The organism is Arthrobacter sp. P4_H3 (genome assembly GCF_056400885.1).
The window spans coordinates 120,026-137,582 of record NZ_JBFUKK010000001.1 but is presented as its reverse complement, the minus strand read 5'-3'; the positions used below and the strand labels follow the sequence as shown (position 1 = coordinate 137,582).

Annotated in this window: 16 protein-coding genes; 10 read left to right on the top strand and 6 right to left on the bottom strand. The window is 65.8% G+C overall.

The window, feature by feature from the left end:
• Positions 1-85 precede the first annotated feature (85 nt).
• From AC1DRE_RS00650 to AC1DRE_RS00630, 5 genes are all read left to right on the top strand, one after another.
• The gene (locus AC1DRE_RS00650; RefSeq protein ID WP_214955784.1) at positions 86-871 is read left to right on the top strand and encodes an ABC transporter ATP-binding protein; all 786 of its coding nucleotides are present in this window, start codon (positions 86-88) and stop codon (positions 869-871) included.
• Between the two features lie 18 nt (positions 872-889).
• Positions 890-1,675: a sulfite exporter TauE/SafE family protein gene (locus AC1DRE_RS00645; RefSeq protein ID WP_476982887.1), complete on the top strand. Its 786-nt coding sequence runs from the start codon at positions 890-892 to the stop codon at positions 1,673-1,675.
• A gap of 33 nt (positions 1,676-1,708) precedes the next feature.
• Positions 1,709-2,518, top strand: a complete 810-nt coding sequence (locus AC1DRE_RS00640) for a TrmH family RNA methyltransferase (protein WP_476982886.1) — start codon at positions 1,709-1,711, stop codon at positions 2,516-2,518.
• Between the two features lie 193 nt (positions 2,519-2,711).
• A complete protein-coding gene (locus tag AC1DRE_RS00635; protein ID WP_309970849.1) occupies positions 2,712-2,969 on the top strand; it encodes a type B 50S ribosomal protein L31 in 258 nt (85 codons plus the stop codon).
• Between the two features lie 81 nt (positions 2,970-3,050).
• On the top strand, positions 3,051-4,157 hold the full coding sequence (locus AC1DRE_RS00630) for a lipoate--protein ligase family protein (RefSeq protein WP_476982885.1): 1,107 nt from the start codon (positions 3,051-3,053) through the stop codon (positions 4,155-4,157).
• A 51-nt stretch (positions 4,158-4,208) separates the two neighbouring features.
• Here AC1DRE_RS00630 and pepN read toward each other — a convergent pair whose 3' ends face one another.
• Together pepN and AC1DRE_RS00620 are read right to left on the bottom strand one after the other, a co-directional pair.
• Positions 4,209-6,836 (bottom strand): aminopeptidase N, encoded by a 2,628-nt coding sequence (gene pepN, locus AC1DRE_RS00625; protein WP_476982884.1) that lies wholly within the window; start codon positions 6,834-6,836, stop codon positions 4,209-4,211.
• 77 nt (positions 6,837-6,913) lie between these two features.
• Complete coding sequence (locus AC1DRE_RS00620; RefSeq protein ID WP_476982883.1) at positions 6,914-8,053, bottom strand: YeiH family protein; 1,140 nt, start codon at positions 8,051-8,053, stop codon at positions 6,914-6,916.
• 114 nt (positions 8,054-8,167) lie between these two features.
• Between AC1DRE_RS00620 and AC1DRE_RS00615 the strand changes: the two genes are divergently transcribed.
• The 3 genes from AC1DRE_RS00615 to AC1DRE_RS00605 all read left to right on the top strand — a co-directional run bounded on the left by AC1DRE_RS00615 (position 8,168) and on the right by AC1DRE_RS00605 (position 11,577).
• Positions 8,168-9,724, top strand: a complete 1,557-nt coding sequence (locus AC1DRE_RS00615; RefSeq protein WP_104174347.1) for a circularly permuted type 2 ATP-grasp protein — start codon at positions 8,168-8,170, stop codon at positions 9,722-9,724.
• A gap of 78 nt (positions 9,725-9,802) precedes the next feature.
• Positions 9,803-10,729 carry an alpha-E domain-containing protein gene (locus AC1DRE_RS00610; protein ID WP_104174221.1) on the top strand — a complete coding sequence of 309 codons (927 nt, stop codon included), beginning with the start codon at positions 9,803-9,805 and terminating at the stop codon, positions 10,727-10,729.
• Positions 10,726-11,577, top strand: coding sequence for a transglutaminase family protein (locus AC1DRE_RS00605; RefSeq protein ID WP_476982882.1), 852 nt, complete (start codon positions 10,726-10,728; stop codon positions 11,575-11,577). Before AC1DRE_RS00610 ends, AC1DRE_RS00605 begins: the two co-directional genes overlap by 4 nt.
• 11 nt (positions 11,578-11,588) lie before the next feature.
• On the opposite strand, the gene AC1DRE_RS00600 is transcribed toward AC1DRE_RS00605, so the two are convergent.
• Positions 11,589-12,074: a pyridoxamine 5'-phosphate oxidase family protein gene (locus AC1DRE_RS00600; RefSeq protein ID WP_476982881.1), complete on the bottom strand. Its 486-nt coding sequence runs from the start codon at positions 12,072-12,074 to the stop codon at positions 11,589-11,591.
• 155 nt (positions 12,075-12,229) lie between these two features.
• Here AC1DRE_RS00600 and AC1DRE_RS00595 point away from each other — a divergent pair, with 155 nt between their 5' ends.
• The gene (locus AC1DRE_RS00595; RefSeq protein WP_476983318.1) at positions 12,230-13,930 is read left to right on the top strand and encodes a GAF domain-containing sensor histidine kinase; all 1,701 of its coding nucleotides are present in this window, start codon (positions 12,230-12,232) and stop codon (positions 13,928-13,930) included.
• Here the strand turns inward: AC1DRE_RS00595 and AC1DRE_RS00590 are convergent.
• A complete protein-coding gene (locus tag AC1DRE_RS00590; protein WP_476982880.1) occupies positions 13,927-14,691 on the bottom strand; it encodes a response regulator in 765 nt (254 codons plus the stop codon). The genes AC1DRE_RS00595 and AC1DRE_RS00590 overlap by 4 nt on opposite strands.
• 272 nt (positions 14,692-14,963) lie before the next feature.
• Here AC1DRE_RS00590 and AC1DRE_RS00585 point away from each other — a divergent pair, with 272 nt between their 5' ends.
• Positions 14,964-15,425, top strand: coding sequence for a universal stress protein (locus AC1DRE_RS00585; RefSeq protein ID WP_476982879.1), 462 nt, complete (start codon positions 14,964-14,966; stop codon positions 15,423-15,425).
• Between the two features lie 74 nt (positions 15,426-15,499).
• On the opposite strand, the gene AC1DRE_RS00580 is transcribed toward AC1DRE_RS00585, so the two are convergent.
• Both AC1DRE_RS00580 and AC1DRE_RS00575 read right to left on the bottom strand, forming a co-directional pair.
• Positions 15,500-15,964, bottom strand: coding sequence for a pyridoxamine 5'-phosphate oxidase family protein (locus tag AC1DRE_RS00580; protein ID WP_476983317.1), 465 nt, complete (start codon positions 15,962-15,964; stop codon positions 15,500-15,502).
• Positions 15,965-16,060: 96 nt separating this feature from the next.
• Complete coding sequence (locus AC1DRE_RS00575; protein WP_476982878.1) at positions 16,061-17,512, bottom strand: SDR family NAD(P)-dependent oxidoreductase; 1,452 nt, start codon at positions 17,510-17,512, stop codon at positions 16,061-16,063.
• Positions 17,513-17,557: the final 45 nt, after the last annotated feature.

Below are 17,557 nucleotides of genomic sequence, written 5' to 3'. Positions count from 1 at the left end.
TTCGTTTCGTCCCGCCCTGCGGCCGGTTTCGCCCGGGATGTTCCAGTTATCAGTCACACGCTGTTTTGTCCTAGTGTCTACTTCTATGAGTGATGTTCTTGAAATGGCTGCCGTCAGCGTTGTCCGCGGAGCTAAAACGCTCCTCAACAAAGTGGACTGGCAGGTCAAAGAGGGCGAACGCTGGGTAATCCTTGGACCCAACGGCGCCGGCAAGACCACACTGCTCCAGATTGCGGCGGCACGGCTCCACCCCACGAGCGGAATGGCCGGGATCCTGGAAGAGATGCTGGGGGCTGTTGACGTCTTCGAACTCCGGCCCCGCATCGGCCTGTCGTCCGCCGCCCTGGCCAACCAGATTCCCGAGCACGAGAAAGTGCTCAACGTGGTGGTGACGGCGGCCTACGGCGTGACCGGACGCTGGCGCGAGGGTTACGAGAAGGACGACGAACGCCGCGCGTTCCGGCTCCTCAATGAGTGGGGCATGGGTCCGCTCCTGAACCGCGCGTTCGCGTCCCTGTCCGAAGGCGAACGCAAACGCGTCCAGATTGCCCGTGCCCTCATGACGGACCCGGAGCTGCTCCTTCTGGACGAGCCTGCCGCAGGGCTGGACCTTGGCGGCCGTGAAGACCTGGTGCACCGCCTCAGCGAACTGGCACTCGACGACACGGCCCCGGCCATTGTGCTTGTGACGCACCACCTTGAGGAAGTCCCGCCGGGCTTCACCCACGCCATGCTGATGCGCGACGCCGGCGTTGTGGCGGCCGGCCCCATTGCTGAGGTCCTGACATCGGAGCACCTCAGCGAGACCTTCGGCCTGCCTCTCGACGTCACCGTCAACGCTGGACGCTACGCGGCCACCGCGCGCCGCTGATCGCGCGGCCAGCCTAGCGTGGACTTACTCAGCGGCGTCTTCGTCTTTTTTGCGGGACTCTGGGCCGGAACCATCAACAGCGTTGTGGGTTCGGGCACCCTGGTCACCTTTCCCGTCCTCATTGCCCTGGGTATTGCCCCCGTAACGGCCTCGATCAGCAATGCCATGGGGCTGGTGGCGGGCAACGCTGCCGGTGCCTGGGGGTACAGGAAAGAACTCGCAGGGCGCGGCCGGCAGCTCCTCCGGCTCCTGCCTGCATCCCTCCTGGGCGGCATCAGCGGCGCCTGGCTGCTGCTGCACCTCCCTGAAAAGGTCTTCCACTACGCCGCTCCCGCCCTGATTGTGCTGGCACTGCTGATGGTGGTGTTCCAGCCCCGGCTCCAGCAGTGGGTGAGGGACCGCGAGGAGAACCCGGAGCATGCCATCCGGGACAAACGCCACGGCGTGCTCCTGATCGTGCTGGTGTTCCTGGCCGGCGTCTACGGCGGCTACTTCGTGGCGGCGCAGGGCATCCTGCTGGTGGGCATCCTGGGCGTCTTTATGACCGGAACCATCCAGAACGCCAACGCCATGAAGAACATCCTCGTGCTGGGCGTGAACATCGTGGCGGCGGCGTCCTACCTGCTGTTCGCGTTCGGCCGTATCAACTGGGCCGTGGTGGGGATTATCGCGGTCAGTTCCCTCATTGGCGGCGTCATAGGGTCCAAGGTAGGCCGCCGGCTCTCCCCGCCGGTCCTCCGCGGTGTCATCTTTACCCTTGGCCTCGTGGCCCTGGGTTTCATGATCGCCAACCTCCTCAAATAGCCCGCCTAAAATGCCTGTAGAAATGACCTTCCGGTGACCCTTCACTACCTCGAATCCTCTGACGATCCGCGCGTCTCCGACTACACCCGGCTGACGGATGTCCACCTCCGCAAAGTCCGGGAGCCCGCGGAAGGGATGTACATCGCGGAATCATCCCGGGTCCTCCGCCGTGCACTCGCTGCCGGCCACCGGCCCCGGTCCTTCTTCCTCGCGGAGAAGTGGCTTGAGGACCTGGCCGATGTGTTCAGCGACTTCCCGGACGTGCCGGTCTATGTCGGCAGTGCCGCCCTGCTGGAGGACATCACGGGCTTCCACCTGCACCGCGGCGCAATGGCGGCCATGCACCGTCCGGCACCCGTCCCGCTGCCGGAACTGCTGGCCGGTGCCCGCAGGGTGGCCGTCCTTGAGGACATCGTGGACCACACAAACGTCGGTGCCATCTTCCGGTCCGCGGCTGCCTTGGGGGTGGACGCGGTGCTGGTCTCGCCCCGGTGCGGCGACCCGCTCTACCGCCGCAGCGTCCGGGTGAGCATGGGCACCGTGTTCCAGGTCCCCTGGGCGCGACTCGGGTCCTGGCCGGCCGATCTTGAGGTGCTGCGCGGGCAGGGGTTCACGGTCGCGGCGATGGAGCTCACCGGCGACGCCGTGGACCTCGACGAGCTGGCCGCCCGGAATCCGGACAAGCTGGCGCTGGTCCTGGGCACGGAAGGCGCCGGCATGAGCGCCGAGACCCTCGCCGCCGTCGACCTCGCCGTCAAGATCCCGATGCGTGCAGGCGTCGATTCGCTCAACGTCGCGGCGGCGTCCGCCGTCGCTTTCTGGGAACTGCGGCCCCGGGACTGAGTCCCGGACGGCCGCGCCCCCGCCTGTCGGACGCTACCGCCGGGCGCCCCTGCCGGTTCGTGCAGGGAGCGTGTTTAGGCTAAGCTTGAGTGTTGGTCCGGGCACCTGACGTTTTAGACGTTGTTCCGCGACCCGCATCCCATTCATACCTGGCAGCTGGCAAAATCCAGTTGTACGAAACAAAGGTCCCATTATGAAGGCTAATACCCACCCGAAGTACGAAGCTGTTGTATTCAACGACCTGGCTTCCGGCGTCAAGTTCCTGACCAAGTCCACCGTGTCTTCCAAGAAGACCATCGAGTGGGAAGACGGAAACACCTACCCGGTCATCGACGTCGAAATCTCCTCCGAGTCCCACCCGTTCTACACGGGCAAGCAGCGCATCATGGACTCTGCAGGCCGCGTCGAGCGCTTCAACGCTCGCTTCAAGGGCTTCGGCGGCAAGAAGTAACAACTTCTCCCCAAGGTCTATTGGAAAAGCCCGCACCGGCAACGGTGCGGGCTTTTGCGTTTTTGGGGCAGGATGGAATGCATGACATTCCCTCCTTTTGAGACCGGCCCGGCTGACGGCACGCACGACGGCGGCCGGCGCCACGGTGAGTACAAGGTCCCGGGCGGCAAGCTGGTTGTGGTGGATTTCGACGTCGTCGGCGGGCACCTCGCGCACGTTTCCGTCAGCGGTGACTTCTTCCTGGAACCCGACGAAGCGCTTCTGGACATCAACCGCGCCCTGACCGGGCTTCCGGAGACAACGGCTGCGGCGGACATCTCCGCAGCCGTCACCGCAGCGCTCCCGGACGACGCCGTCCTGTTCGGGTTCTCCGCCGAGGCCGTGTCCGTCGCGGTCCGCAGGGCCCTGGCGAAAGCCACCGGCTGGGCGGACCACCACTGGAATGTCATAGCCCCGTCGGTGCTGCCGACGCACGTCAACGTCGCCCTGGACGAGGTCCTTACCGAGGAGGTGGGTGCCGGGCGCCGCAATCCCACGCTCCGGTTCTGGGACTGGGAGGAGCCCTCTGTGGTGATCGGCAGTTTCCAGTCCGTGCGCAACGAGATCCATCCCCACGGCGTCGCCCGCCACGGCATCACGGTGGTGCGCCGGATCAGCGGCGGGGGAGCGATGTTCATGGAAGCGGGCAACTGCATCACCTATTCGCTGTACCTGCCCCAGACCCTTGTGGACGGCATCAGCTTCGCCGACTCCTACGCGTTCCTTGACGCCTGGGTCATGGCCGCACTGCAGAAACTGGGCATCAGCGCCTTCTATGTGCCCCTCAACGACATCGCCACGGAACAGGGCAAGATCGGCGGTGCGGCGCAGAAGCGCCTGGCCAACGGCGGCATGCTGCACCACGTGACCATGAGCTACGACATCGACGCCGACAAGATGGTGGAGGTCCTGAGGATCGGCAAGGAAAAGCTCTCGGACAAGGGCACCACCAGCGCGAAGAAGAGGGTGGATCCGCTGCGCCGGCAGACGGGCCTTGCCCGGGCGGAAATCGTCGAGGCCATGATGGATGTCTTCAGCGGCCGGTACGGGGCAACACCGTCGGTCCTGAGCGACGCGGAGCTTGCCGCCGCCAGGGACCGTGTCGCAACCAAGTTCGGAACCGAGGAGTGGTTACACCGGGTGCCCTAGAACTTTCATCGACTGCTCCGCAACTGCCGTTCTGAGCAGCCAAAACGGCTGTTACGGAGCAATCGACGGGGTTTTCGCGGCCCCGGCCTGGGCCTTGAGGGCACGGTGCAGGTGGCTCCGCTGCTCGATGATGATCCGGCGCAGCGCCCGCGCTGCCGCGGGATGCCCGGTGAGCCAGTCATCGGCGCGGACCAGGACCGGGTGCTCCTCGGGCAGTCCGGCGAGGAGGTCCTGCCCTGCAGGGAACAGGCCGCGAACGATCCGGCTGGCAATCTCGATGCTGCGCTCCGCCCAGACTTTCTCCAGGCAATCGAAGTACGGCTCAACGAACGGGTCCAGCAGCGTATCCGGCGCGGTATTGAAGCCTGCGATCGTGGCGCTGAGGAGCTGGTTGGAGAGAGCGGTGCCGTTGACGGCCGCGTCCCATGCAGCGGCTTTGACGGCGGCGTCCGGCCGGGCAGCCAGCGCTGTGGCATGGCCTGCGCGGCCGGACGCCGTGGTGTCGCGGGCCAGTTCGGCAGCGAGCTCGGCCTCGGACGCCTGCCCGTTGGCTGCCAGGGCGTGCCACAGGCTCCAGCGGAGCTCCGGGTCAACGGCCAGGCCTTCCACCACCGTTGTCCCGTCCAGGATTCCCCGCACGAGGTCCAGCCTGCCCGTGGCGTGCCTGCTTGTGGTGGCGAGAGCCCTCGCCCAGGCCAGCTGGTGGTCCGACCCGGGGCTGGCCGCCTCGAGTTCACGGGCAGCAGCATCGAGGAAGCCGTTCCGGACCGCAGCCCGTTCGGGAGCGGGGACGTAGCGGTCGATGGCAGTGGTCGCGTTTCCCAGGACATTCAGCAGCACGCCGATGCCCTGTTCGGCGGGCCCGAATTTTTCCACCGCCGCAACATAGCGGTCCGCGGGTGCCACGGCGTCACGCGCTGCGTCCCAGAGGGCCGTCCAGCAGAGCGCCCGTGCCATCGGGTCCTGCAGGGCGCCGAGGGACGCCCGGGCGGTCGCTTCCGAGCGGGGATCAAAGCGGACCTTCACGTAGCTGAGGTCGTCGTCGTTGACCAGGAGGAGCGCCGGTGCGGGCCTGCCCGCGAGCTCCGTCACGACGGTGCGGCCGCCGGCCAGGTCCGTCTCGACACTGTCCACCCTGACCAGTGCGCCGTCGGCGTTGAAATCGTAGAGCCCGATCCGAAGCCGGTGCGGCCGCAGTTCCTGGCGTCCCGTGGTGGGGTCCACGGCGTCCTGGACGAGGGCAACGCTGCCGAGCACGCCGTCGTGCTCTTCGATTTCGGCAGTGACGGTGGAAATCCCCGAAGTCAGCAGCCACTGGCGGGCCCACAGGGTCAGGTCCCGGCCTGACGCCTCGCCCAGGGCGGTGAGCAGGTCAGCCAGGGTGGTGTTGCCGTAGGCGTGGTCCCGGAAGTACCGGCGAGACCCGGCGATGAACGCCTCGAAACCGACATAGGACACGAGCTGCTTCAGCACGGACGCGCCCTTGGCATACGTGATGCCGTCGAAATTCTGCTTGGCTGCTTCCAGGTCCGGAATGTCGGCAACAATCGGGTGGGTGGTGGGCAGCTGGTCCTGGACATAGGCCCACGCCTTGCGGTTGTTGGCGAAGTTCACCCAGGCGGTATCCCAGTCCGTGGCGCGGTCCACGCCCAGGGTGCCCATGTAGTCGGCAAAGGATTCCTTGAGCCAGAGGTCGTCCCACCACTGCATGGTCACGAGGTCGCCGAACCACATGTGCGCCATTTCGTGCATGAGGGTGTTCGCCCGACCCTGGTACTGGGAGTCGGCCGCCCGCGACGTGAAGACGTAGTTTTCGGTGAAGGTGACCAGGCCGGGGTTTTCCATGGCACCGAGGTTGTATTCGGGCACGAAAGCCTGGTCGTACTTGCCCCAGGGATACGGATAGTCGAACAGGCTGTTGAAGAACCCGAGTCCCTGCTTGGTGAGCTGAAACAGGCGGTCGGTGTCGAACGACTCGGCCATGGATGCGCGGCAGTACAGCGCCAGGGGGACCTCCAAGGCGGTCCCGTCGTCGAGGGTTCCGCTCCAGTGGTCCTCCGCCTTGGCGTACGGCCCGGCGAGGACGGTGGTGATGTAGGTGGACATCCGCCCCGTGGGCGCGAAGTCCCACCGGCTTGTTGCCGGATCGCTGGTCAGCTGGGCGCGGCCGGCTTCGGCACCGTTGGAGGCGACCTGCCAGTCCGACGGCGCCATCACGTGGAAGGTGAACTCCGCCTTGAGGTCGGGCTGCTCAAAGTTCGCAAACACGCGGCGGGCATCGGCAGGCTCGTACTGGGTGTAGAGGTAGCACTGGCCATCCGCCGGATCGAAGAAGCGATGCATGCCCTCGCCGGAGGTGCTGTAAAGCGCCGTCCCGGTGACGGTTACCTGGTTGTCCGCCTGGAGGTTGTCCAGCCGGATGCGGGATCCGTCCACCACGTCCTTGACGGAGAGCCCTTTTCCGTTCAGGAAAACGCTGTGCACGTCGCTGCTGATGAAGTCCAGGAAGGTGGACGATCCCGGTTCCTGCGCCGAAAAGTTGATGACGCTGCGGCTGGTGTATCCGCGGACCTCCGGATCCTGCGCCAGGCGGACGTCGAGCGAAACGTCGTAGCTGTGGGTGGTGATCAGGGCTGAGCGTATTGCCGCTTCATCGCGGCGCAGGTTCTCATTCGACACCAAGCTATTGAATCACGAGCCCGGCCCCGGCATCCGCGCGCCGGGCAGTTAGGGCCGGCGGTCTGGGCCGGCAGTCACTAGGGCTGGACGATCAGCACTGCGGCCCCGAGGCCCAGGAGCGCGATCAGCAGCCACGCGGCGAGGGCGGCCAGCAGTGCCCTCGCGCCGGTATGCAGCAGGGTCTGCACACGGACCGCCGAACCCAGGCCGAACAGCGCCGTGCCCAGCAGGAGGTCCTGCACTGCGGCCGCCGACTCCAGCCATCCGGGGGACAGCCAGCCCGTGGAGCGCAGACCCACCATGGCCACAAAGCCGATGACAAACAGCGGAACAACCGGCGGCAGCCGGAGTTCCGCGCCGTCGGTGTCCGGATCGCCTGCCACGCCTCCGCCGGTCCGGCTCAGGCCGGCCCCGTTTTCAACGGTTCCGTTCAGCGCTGCCCCGTTACGCGCGTCCCGGCTGATGACCGTCCGCTGGTGGACGCCGGCGGCGGCCACAATGGGGGCAAGAAGGATCACCCTGGTGAGCTTGACGACGACGGCGATCGCCAGGGCTCCGGTTCCCGCGGTCTGCGCTGTGGCCACCACCTGGCCGACGTCGTGCACCGATGCGCCGGTCCATGCGCCGAACACCTCGGGGGTGAGCTGCAGCGGGTGCAGAAGGAGCGGCAGGACGCCGATGGCCAGCGTTCCGCACAGGGTTACCAGGGCCACCGGCAGGACGGTGTCCACATGCCGGATCCTGCGGACCGCGGCCATGGCGCCAATGGCAGAGGCGCCACAGATGGAGAAGCCCGTGGCGATCAGCAGCGACGCGTCACGGGTCAGCCGGAACATCCGCGATATCCCGTACGTCCCTGCGAAACTCACCAGGACCACCCCGGTGATAAGCAGCAGCGCCTGCCAGCCGAGCCCGAGGACGTCCATGACGCTGACTTTCAGGCCCAGGACCACGATGCCGGCCCTCATCAGGTGCTTCCCCGCGAAGTCGAGCCCGCTGCGTGCCCCGCTTGCAACCCACGTTCCCGTGCCCGGCAGGTTGGCGGCAAGCAGTCCCAGCACGACGGCGACGGTCATGGCAGGCAGGACCGGCACCATTGCGTGTACGGTAAAGGCCACCCCGACGGCGAAAACGGCAGTGAGAAGTCCCGGCACGATGGGTGGGATCCGTGCGGAGATCCGCCCCAAGGGGGCGGCGGGGAATCTGGGCAGTGGCACTCACCTACCTTGCCGGACATGTGCGGAAAAACACGAACCGGAGGGGGTGGCTCCAACACGCCACAATGGGCACCAGTAATGAATTCGAAACAAAAAGGTGGTTGGCTAATGACCATGTCTGACCTATTCCAGGATTACTCCGAGGCTGCCGGCCGCACCGGTGCCTACGACGAGATGTTTACCCCCGGCCAGCAAGCCAGGAAGTCCTACGGGCAGGTCGCAGGGGCTCTCCGTGAGCTGTCCCTCGCCGACGTCACCGCCCGGGCCGACTCGATGGCGCGGACGTTCCTGGACCGCGGCGTCACCTTCGACTTCGCTGGGGAGGAACGGCCGTTCCCCCTGGACATCGTGCCCCGGGTGATCCCGGCCGATGAATGGAGCGTCCTCGAAAGGGGAGTTGCGCAGCGGGTCCGGGCGCTGGAAGCCTTCCTCAATGACGTCTACGACAAGATGACCGTGGTTGCCGACGGCGTCATTCCGCGCCAGCTTGTCACCACGAGCGCCCACTTCCACCGCCAGGTCCACGGCTTTGAGCCGGCCGGCGGAGTCCGCGTTCACATTTCCGGGATCGACGTCGTCCGTGACGCGGCGGGAACCTTCCGGGTGCTGGAAGACAACGTGCGGGTGCCCTCGGGCGTCAGCTACGTACTGGAAAACCGCCGGGCCATGGCCAAGGGCCTGCCCGAAGCTTTCGGCCAGCAACTGATCCGTCCGGTCGAAGAGTACCCGCGCCGGCTGCTGTCCGCGCTGCGCAAGACGGCACCCTCCGGCGTCGACGACCCCACAGTGGTGGTCCTTACCCCCGGAGTGTTCAACAGCGCGTACTTCGAGCACACGCTGCTGGCGGGCCTGATGGGCGTGGAGCTCGTGGAAGGCCGTGACCTCATCTGCCGCGGCAACCGCGTGTACATGCGGACCACCGCCGGCGAACAGCGCGTCGATGTCATCTACAAGCGGATCGACGACGACTTCCTCGATCCGCTGCAGTTCCGTGCCGATTCCATGCTGGGCTGCCCCGGCCTGGTGAATGCCGCCCGCGCCGGCGGCGTCACCATCGCCAATGCCGTGGGCAACGGCGTGGCTGACGACAAGCTCGTGTACAGCTACGTGCCCGACCTCATCCGCTACTACCTCAGCGAAGAGCCCGTGATCGCGAATGTGGACACGTTCCGGCTGGAGGAAAAGGAGGCGCGCGAGCACGTCCTGGACAGGCTGGATGAACTGGTGGTCAAACCGGTGGACGGCTCGGGCGGCAAGGGCCTGGTCATCGGGCCCGACGCGACCAAGGACGAACTCGAGGCCCTGCGCAAGCGCGTCATCGCCGATCCCCGCGGCTGGATTGCGCAGCCGGTCCTGCAGCTGTCTACGGTTCCGACCCTCAGCGGTGATAAGTTTGGCCCTCGGCACGTCGACCTGCGTCCGTTTGCCGTCAACGACGGCGACGACGTGTGGGTGCTCCCCGGCGGACTGACCCGAGTGGCCCTCAAGGAGGGCTCGCTGATCGTCAATTCCAGCCAGGGCGGCGGGTCCAAGGACACCTGGGTGCTGTCTGACTCTCCCGAGGTTCCGGTGGAACTCCTGCCAAGGCCGTCCATCACCGTCCGCGAGCGGGTTTCGGTGTGGCCGGTCGAAAGCAACTGGCGCGACCGCCAGACGGAGCAGCAGCAATGAGCCGCCGTCCGGTGCAGCCCGCACCATTTTCACCAGTCACGTTCATGCAGATTTCGGACCCGCAGGAGGTAGCCGCAAATGCTTAGCCGTATTGCCGAGTCCCTATTTTGGATCGGCCGCTATGTGGAGCGGGCGGATGGCACCGCCCGCATCCTGGATGTCCACCTTGAGCGGCTCAACCACCTGCCCACGGAGGAGCGGGACAACGTTGCCCGGGAACTCCTGGCCGTCATGGGGGCCCGGCCCGAGAGCGACGAGTTCGGCCTCGAGGAGCTGCTGCACGCCCTCGCCTACGACAAACAGAGCGCCACGTCCATTGCGGGGTCGCTGGGCGCTGCCCGCGAGAACGCCCGCCGTGCCCGCGAAACGGTTTCCTCCGGGCTCTGGGAGAGCCTGAACACCACGTATTACGGGCTGAACCAGCACCGCAAGGACGTGGTGGGCACCTACCGGTTCTGCCACTGGGTGCTGGAACGCACGGCCATGGTGAGCGGGCTGGCGGACACCACCGTCAGCCACGACGACAGCTGGCTGTTCCTGGCCCTGGGACGCTCCCTGGAGCGTGCCGATATGACAGCCCGTATGCTGTCGACCCGCGATGTGCTCTCCGCCGGCATGTCTTGGGTGAACATGCTCCGTTGCGCCGGCGCCTATGAGTCCTTCCTGCGGACCCGGCGCGCCGCCTTCGGCGACCAGCATGCCGCCGAGTTCCTGCTGCTGGACCGGCTGTTCCCGCGCTCCATCGTCTACGCCCTGCGGGATGCGGACGACTGCCTGGCCAAGCTCGATCCCTCCGCGCAGCGTGTCGGTTTCATCAACGACGCCCGCCGGATCGTGGGCCAGGCCCGCACCTTCCTGGAGTTCCACCGCACGGACGACCTCATGTCCGAACTGCCGGAGCACATGGAGCGCGTCCAGAAGGCCGTGTCGCAGGCTTCCGACGCAATTTCCCGTAAGTACTTCAATCAGGCGGACGAACTGGCCTGGGTGGGAGAAGTTTCATGACCCGGCTGAGCATCATTCACAAGACCGGCTACAAGTACAACAAGCGCGTCACGCTCTCGTACAACGAAGCCCGCATGACGCCGCTGACGGATCCGCAGCAGGTGGTGCTGGAATCGTCCATGAAAGTTGCGCCGTCGCAGGCCGCCGTCAGCAGCTACCGCGACTACTGGGGTACGCGTGTGACTGCCTTCGACATGCAGATGCCGCATGAGTACCTTGAGGTAGTCGCCACCACCACGGTCGAAGTCCACCGCGCTGAACGCGTCCCCGCGGAAGCCGACATCGTCTCCTGGGACGTGCTGCAGGCGTCCGAGATGCTCAACCAGTTCAGCGACTGGATCCCGCAGTCCCGCCTGAGTGGTCCGGGAGACGAAGTCCTCGGCATCATTCCGGGGATCGTTGAAGGCCGGAACCCGCACGGGGCAGCCATGGCCATCTTCGAATGGATGCGCGGGGAGATGACGTACATGAAGGGCTCCACCGGGGTCACCACCAACGCGGCGCAGGCCTGGGGCCAGCGCCAGGGCGTCTGCCAGGACCTAGCACATCTCGCTGTCGGCGCGCTGCGCAGCTGCGGAATTCCCGCCCGGTATGTTTCCGGCTACCTTCACCCGCGTTCGACGGCGGACATCGGCGAGACGGTGGCCGGCCAGTCGCATGCGTGGCTGGAATGGTGGGACGGTGAATGGCGCAGCTGGGATCCGACCAACCACAAACCCGCCGGTGACTTCCATGTCACCGTGGCACGTGGCCGCGACTACCGGGATGTGCCGCCGCTTAAGGGCATCCTGTCAGGCGGCGGCGGTTCCGCGTTGAACGTGAGCGTGGAAATCACCCGTCTGGCTTAGGCCGGCACGCTTTACTCGTAGCCGGACCTGGTGGCGTCGTCCAGCGGCGTCCACCAGGTCAACGGCGGAGTTACCTTGAAACGCCGGCCGGTGACAGTGTCCGGGGTAATCCGGACGAAGTGCTCTTTCTTGCCAGCCTGCCACGGGAAGAGCAGCAGCCCCACTGTGTCCAGAACTTCCTGCGGGTTCTTGACGGGAGCTGCCTGCCCCTTGATGACGACACTCCAGGCGACGCCGCTGTCCGTGTCCACGCCGTCGGCCTCGACGGCTACGGGGGTGTCGCCGGTGGCTGCCTGCAGCTTGGTGCCGTCGGCCGTGCGGAAGACCAGTGTGCCGTGGTCCACCTTGTAGTTGATGGGGAAAATGTCCGGGTGGTCATCCACCCAGACGGCCAACCGGCCCACTGAGACGCTCCGCAGCAACCGCCAGCATTCATGGCTGTCAAGGTTTTCTACCTCGTACGGAGTATCAGCGCCCGGGTTCCGATCTGTGCTCATGACGCTGAGCCTAGGCAAAGAACACCAGGCAAGCTAGGGCACAATGGCCCCATGTCGCCGCAACGCACTAACCGCCCCCGGGAATTGAGGCTTAACGGTATTCTGGCCTCACGCCGCCGGAGCGGACGGACATGGTCAGGAGTCGGGTTGTGGATATGCATGCCAATGGCGACGGTCCCGAACGGAATACATCAGCGGGCAGCCTGAGGATCGAAGACCTCCTCAAAGATTTCGTGTCACGGGCCGGTGAACTCCTCCAATTCCAGGAACGCATGGGCGGCCTGCTCGAAGCCGTCGTCGCGGTCGCGGAGGATTTGAGCCTGGACGCCGTCCTGGAACGTGTTGTCCAGTCCGCCTGCCAGCTGCTGCACGCCCGCTACGGGGCCTTGGGTGTCATCGGTGATGACCGCGCCCTTAGCCACTTCATCACCGTCGGGATCGACGGCGAACTGGCCAAGCGGATTGGTCCCCTCCCCACCGGCCATGGCGTCCTGGGACTGCTGATCTCCGACCCCAGGCCGCTGCGGCTACATGACCTTCGTCGCCACCCTGAAGCCTACGGCTTTCCCAAACACCACCCGCCGATGCAGTCGTTCCTCGGTGTTCCGGTGCGTGTCCGTGATGTCGTCTTCGGCAACCTGTACCTGACGGAAAAGGAGGGCGGCGGCGATTTCACCGTAGAGGACGAGGAGCTTGCCGTTGCCCTGGCTGCGGCGGCAGGTGTAGCCATTGAGAACGCGCGGCTGTACGACGACGCCCGGCGCCGCGCACAGTGGCTTGAAGCCTGTATGGATGTCTCCGGGCTGATGCTGGGGAGTGATCCAGCATCCTCGTCCGAGGGCCTTGATCCCATCGCCGGGAGGGCGCTGCGGGAATCCGGGTCCAGGCTGGCCCTGATCGTGGCACCTTCCGCGGATGGCGTCGGCTATGTTGTGGCCGGCGCCGACGGCAAAGACGCGGACTTGTTTTCGGGCCTGCCCCTCGCGCTGGAGTCGGAATCCCTGCAGGCGGTTCTTGCCGGAGGCGAGCCGCTTCTCGTGGACAACGCCGCGGACGTTCTGGGTGTGCTGGAGGGGACCGTGACCGGTCCGCTCCTCGCGGTGGCTCTCAGCACCCAGGGCGCCCATCACGGACTGCTCCTCCTGGTCCGCGACGCCGGGGCAGGCGCCTACGGCCGCACGGACGTGGAGATGGGGGCTGTTTTTGGGTCACACGTCGCGTTGGCGCTTGAACTCGCCAGGGTCCACCGCCTGCGGGAAGAACTGTTGGTCTTCACCGACCGGGACCGCATTGCCCGCGACCTTCATGACCTCGTGATCCAGCGGCTGTTCGCCGCAGGCCTGAGCGTCCAGAGCCTGACCCGCTTCACCAGGGAGGGGCTGGCGCTGGAACGGATCGGCGCGATCACAGGGGAACTGGATGAGGCAATCCGCAGCCTGCGGGACACCATTTACTCGCTCCGGACCGGCAACGGAGACATCGAGCTTCTCAGCGGAAGGCTGCGGCGTGTCACGCGGAGCGCATCCAAGTCCATGGCCTTCACGCCCGGGCTGAATCTGGAAGGCCCTGTCGACTCAGTCCAGCCGGACACAGCCAACCACGTGGTGGCGGTTGTTTCCGAAGGCCTGAGCAACGCCATCCGCCACTCGGGCGCAGATTTGATCGAGGTATCCGTCTCGGCCCTGAAGGGCAGGATGACGGTCCTGGTCACCGACAACGGCCGCGGGTTCGGGGACTCTGCGAAGCGCAACGGGCTCAACAACATGGAAGAGCGCGCCAGGATACTTGAAGGCACCTGCACCATTACCAGCGCCCCCGACGCCGGTACCAGCCTGGAGTGGTCAGTCCCGCTTTAGCGCCGCTGGCCCTCACCGTCGGTGCCCGGGGAGTGGGCAGCGGCAGAATGGGCCGGCCCGGAGTGCCCCGAGGAGAACGGGGCCGGCATTGCGTTGTTGGCGATGTACACCGCAGCCTGCGTGCGCCGTTCGAAGCCCAGCTTCGCCAGGAGCGAGGACACATAGTTTTTCACGGTCTTCTCCGCCAGGAACATTTCAGCCGCGATCTGCCGGTTGGTGAGGCCACCGCCCACGAGTTCAAGCACCCGCCGTTCCTGTGGTGTGAGCCCCGCAATCCTTGGATCCACCTGCTGGGGCGCGACGAGGCTTTCGACGATGCTTGCCGCCACGCCGTCGTCGAACAGCGACTCTCCTGCAGCGGCACGGCGCATTGCGCCGATCAGGTCCGTGCCGCCAATCTCCTTCAGGACGTATCCGCGGGCGCCGGCGAGTACCGCCCCCCGCAAGGCCTGCTCATCGTCGAAACTCGTCAGGATGAGGCAGTTCAGGTTCGGATCCACCGACCGGACATCCCGGCAGACTTCGATGCCCGTTCCGTCGGGAAGGCGGGCGTCGAGCACGCTTACGTCCGGGTGCAGGGCGGGAATGCGCCGCGTGGCCTCAACCGCGGAACCCGAACTGCCCACAACGTCGAAGCCCTCGCCTTCGAGAAGTTCCTGCAACCCCCGCCTGACCAGTTCGTGGTCATCGAGGATGAACACGCGGATCAGGTCAGTATGCATTTCCTGCGCGGAGGGACCCTGGTCTGCCCTGGGAATCATGGTCCTCCTGTCCGGCGGCCGGAGCTGCCACTGTCGGTCCGCAACCGGCGTGCCGGTACGGTGCAAGTCCCATTATGTCTCTCCGGGCTGGGTTTCGGTCATCCGGCTCTGCCATTCTCGTTCACGGCCAGAAGCGCAACAAGGGTCCTTGGACCCGCCGGGGCATGACTTTAGGCCCTACCTGCCCGCGCTGCCGGCACACATCCTTGAAGAACACCCGCCGGATCCCAGCGGGCTCCGGCCGGCCGGAGCAGGATGCGAAAGAGGAAGAAATGAACGAGGCCAAGGACGTCCGTACGATAGTTGTCGGAGTGGACGGCTCCGAAGCTTCGGTGGAAGCGCTTAAACACGCCCAGGGTCTCGCGGTGGGCCTCGGCGCACACGTTGTGGCGCTGGCATGCTGGGATTACCCGCCGGTGTATGACGGCTATGTGGCCATGGGGATCAACGACTTCGACGTGCGTGCCGGGGAGATCCTCCAGGAGACAGTAGACAAGGCCTTTGGGCCGGAAACGCCCGCAAACATCGAGACCCGGCTGGTGCAGGGGCGCCCACGGCACACCCTCATTGATGCCAGCCGGAGCGCTGACATGCTGGTGGTCGGAAGACGCGGCCACGGCGGCTTCGGAGGGCTGCTGCTGGGTTCCGTGAGTTCAGCCTGCGTTGCCCACGCTCACTGCCCTGTACTGGTAGTCCATACGCCCGAAGTAGTCCATACGCCTGAAAAGCATTGACCGGGTTGCCCGAAAAGGCTCTTACCTGGATCCGGTCCCTCAACGATCCCTACTCGAACGCGGCGCGCCGGTCCCTACTCGAACGCGGCGCGCCGGGGATCGGACAGCCGGGTGTTCCACAGGTCCGGCTTCTTGACCTTGAAGCGCCGACCGGTCAGCGCCTTGGGCGCGAGCCGGACGTAGTAGTCCTTGTCACCGGGCTGCCATGGCTCCAGGAACAGGGCGTCCACTTCGGCCTTTTCGGCCTGGGTTTCGATCAGGTCGGACTCGCCGCGGGCAACCACGCTCCAGGCCATCTCTTCGTGGGCGTCATAGCCGTCAATTTCGAAAGCCACCGGTTTGGACGTCATGGCCGCCCAGAGTTTGGTTCCGCCGGCTGTCCGGAAGACGATGTTCCGGCGTTGAAGCACGAAGTTCACCGGGAAGATCTCCGGATGGCCATCGACAATGAGCGCGATCCTCCCGACCGTCTCGGTGTCGAGCATGACCCAGCACTGGTCAATGGACAGCTGGCCCTCGGGCGGCGTCGTTGTGTTCATGTAGACCAACGTTACGGTCCCCATGGTAGGCACATTAGGGCCATAAGGCCTTGCCGGGCTCCGGCAGCGGCTGCTAGGCGAGTGGTTGCGGAGTTCCTACCACGGGCTCGGTTTGTAGTCCTTGAGGAAGACGCCATACTGGTCTTCGCCGTTTTCGCCCATGACGATGGGATCGTAGACCCTCGCGGCACCGTCCACCAGGTCCAGCGGTGCGTGGAAGCCTTCCTCCATGAGCCGGACTTTGGTGTAGTGGGGGCGCTCATCCGTGATCCACCCGGTGTCCACCGCCGTCATCAGGATTCCGTCGGAATCCAGCATTTCCTGCGCACTGGTGCGGGTCATCATGTTCAGCGCCGCTTTGGCCATGTTCGTATGGGGGTGGCCCGGGCCCTTATAGGCGCGTGAGAACTGCCCCTCCATGGCGGAGACGTTCACGATGTACTTTCGGTGCGCGGTGGAGCGTTTCATGGCCCCGCGCAGCCGGCTCACCAGCAGGAACGGTGCAGTCACGTTGCAGAGCTGAACCTCGAGCATTTCCAAGGGGTCCACTTCATCCACCACCTGGGTCCAGCTGTTGATTGCGGCCAAGTCCGGGACCAGCCCGCCGGCGTCGATGGCCGTTCCGGACGCAATCCGTTCCAGCGATGCGGACCCCGTGGAGAGAGCGAGGGACGTGATGGCATCTCCGGCGAGGACGGGATGGTCCGTGACGCTGCTTGCGAGGGCCAGGGGGTGCTTGTCGTGGGCGTGGCCGAACGTCACCAGTTCGGGACCCCCGTTGGCGGGTTCGAGTGCTGCCGGCAGGGGCTCGTCCTCGGCATCAACCAGCGGTTTGTACGCGTTGCCGGACCGGCGGACGGTCTGGGCTGCGTTGTTGATGATGATGTCCAGCGGGCCTGCCGCGTCGAGCGAATCGGTCAGGGCCATCACCTGGGAGGGATCGCGGAGGTCGATGCCCACAATCCTCAGCCGGTGGAGCCAGTCGCCGCTGTCCTCCATCGCCGCGAAACGACGGGCTGCGTCCTTCGGGAAGCGCGTGGTGATGGTGGTGTGGGCGCCGTCCCGAAGCAGCCGGAGCGCGATGTACATGCCGATTTTGGCGCGCCCGCCGGTAAGCAGTGCGCGCCGGCCCGTAAGGTCGGTGCGTGCATCGCGCTTGCTGTGGCTGAACGCGGCACACTCAGGGCACAGCTGATGATAAAAGGCATCAACCTGCGTGTAGTGCTTCTTGCAGATGTAGCAGGGGCGGGACCTGATGAGGTGCCCTGCCACTTTGCCGGTCGCCGAGGTTTCCAGCTTGTTCCCGCGCGTCTCGTCATCGATCCGGTCCGGCGCCGCGGTGGCCGTTTGCGCGATGACGGCACGGTCCGACTCGGCGATCAGGTCGCGTTTGGTGACCCGGCGGTGGCGCTTGACAGCCTTGAACATCTTGCCGGTGGCGCGGCGAACCGAGACGTAGTCAGGGTGTTCCTCGTCGTAGGCATGGATGGTGCTTAAAACCTTGAGGCAGGCCTGGATGTCCTCAGGCGTCAAATCGGGGGAGTTCATTGTTCCGATTTTACAGCCTGGGAGGCTTCCGGCCTGCCGTCAGGG

Bases quoted from the DNA above. Each gene is read 5' to 3' on its own strand.
- AC1DRE_RS00600 (WP_476982881.1), bottom strand. From the start codon at position 12,074: ATGAGCACAGATCGGAACCCGGGCGCTGATACTCCGTACGAGGTAGAA.
- AC1DRE_RS00575 (WP_476982878.1), bottom strand. From the start codon at position 17,512: ATGAACTCCCCCGATTTGACGCCTGAGGACATCCAGGCCTGCCTCAAG.
- AC1DRE_RS00610 (WP_104174221.1), top strand. From the start codon at position 9,803: ATGCTTAGCCGTATTGCCGAGTCCCTATTTTGGATCGGCCGCTATGTG.
- AC1DRE_RS00585 (WP_476982879.1), top strand. From the start codon at position 14,964: ATGAACGAGGCCAAGGACGTCCGTACGATAGTTGTCGGAGTGGACGGC.
- AC1DRE_RS00580 (WP_476983317.1), bottom strand. From the start codon at position 15,964: ATGAACACAACGACGCCGCCCGAGGGCCAGCTGTCCATTGACCAGTGC.
- AC1DRE_RS00630 (WP_476982885.1), top strand. From the start codon at position 3,051: ATGACATTCCCTCCTTTTGAGACCGGCCCGGCTGACGGCACGCACGAC.
- AC1DRE_RS00615 (WP_104174347.1), top strand. From the start codon at position 8,168: ATGTCTGACCTATTCCAGGATTACTCCGAGGCTGCCGGCCGCACCGGT.
- AC1DRE_RS00650 (WP_214955784.1), top strand. From the start codon at position 86: ATGAGTGATGTTCTTGAAATGGCTGCCGTCAGCGTTGTCCGCGGAGCT.
- AC1DRE_RS00635 (WP_309970849.1), top strand. From the start codon at position 2,712: ATGAAGGCTAATACCCACCCGAAGTACGAAGCTGTTGTATTCAACGAC.
- AC1DRE_RS00590 (WP_476982880.1), bottom strand. From the start codon at position 14,691: ATGATTCCCAGGGCAGACCAGGGTCCCTCCGCGCAGGAAATGCATACT.
- AC1DRE_RS00595 (WP_476983318.1), top strand. From the start codon at position 12,230: ATGCATGCCAATGGCGACGGTCCCGAACGGAATACATCAGCGGGCAGC.
- AC1DRE_RS00605 (WP_476982882.1), top strand. From the start codon at position 10,726: ATGACCCGGCTGAGCATCATTCACAAGACCGGCTACAAGTACAACAAG.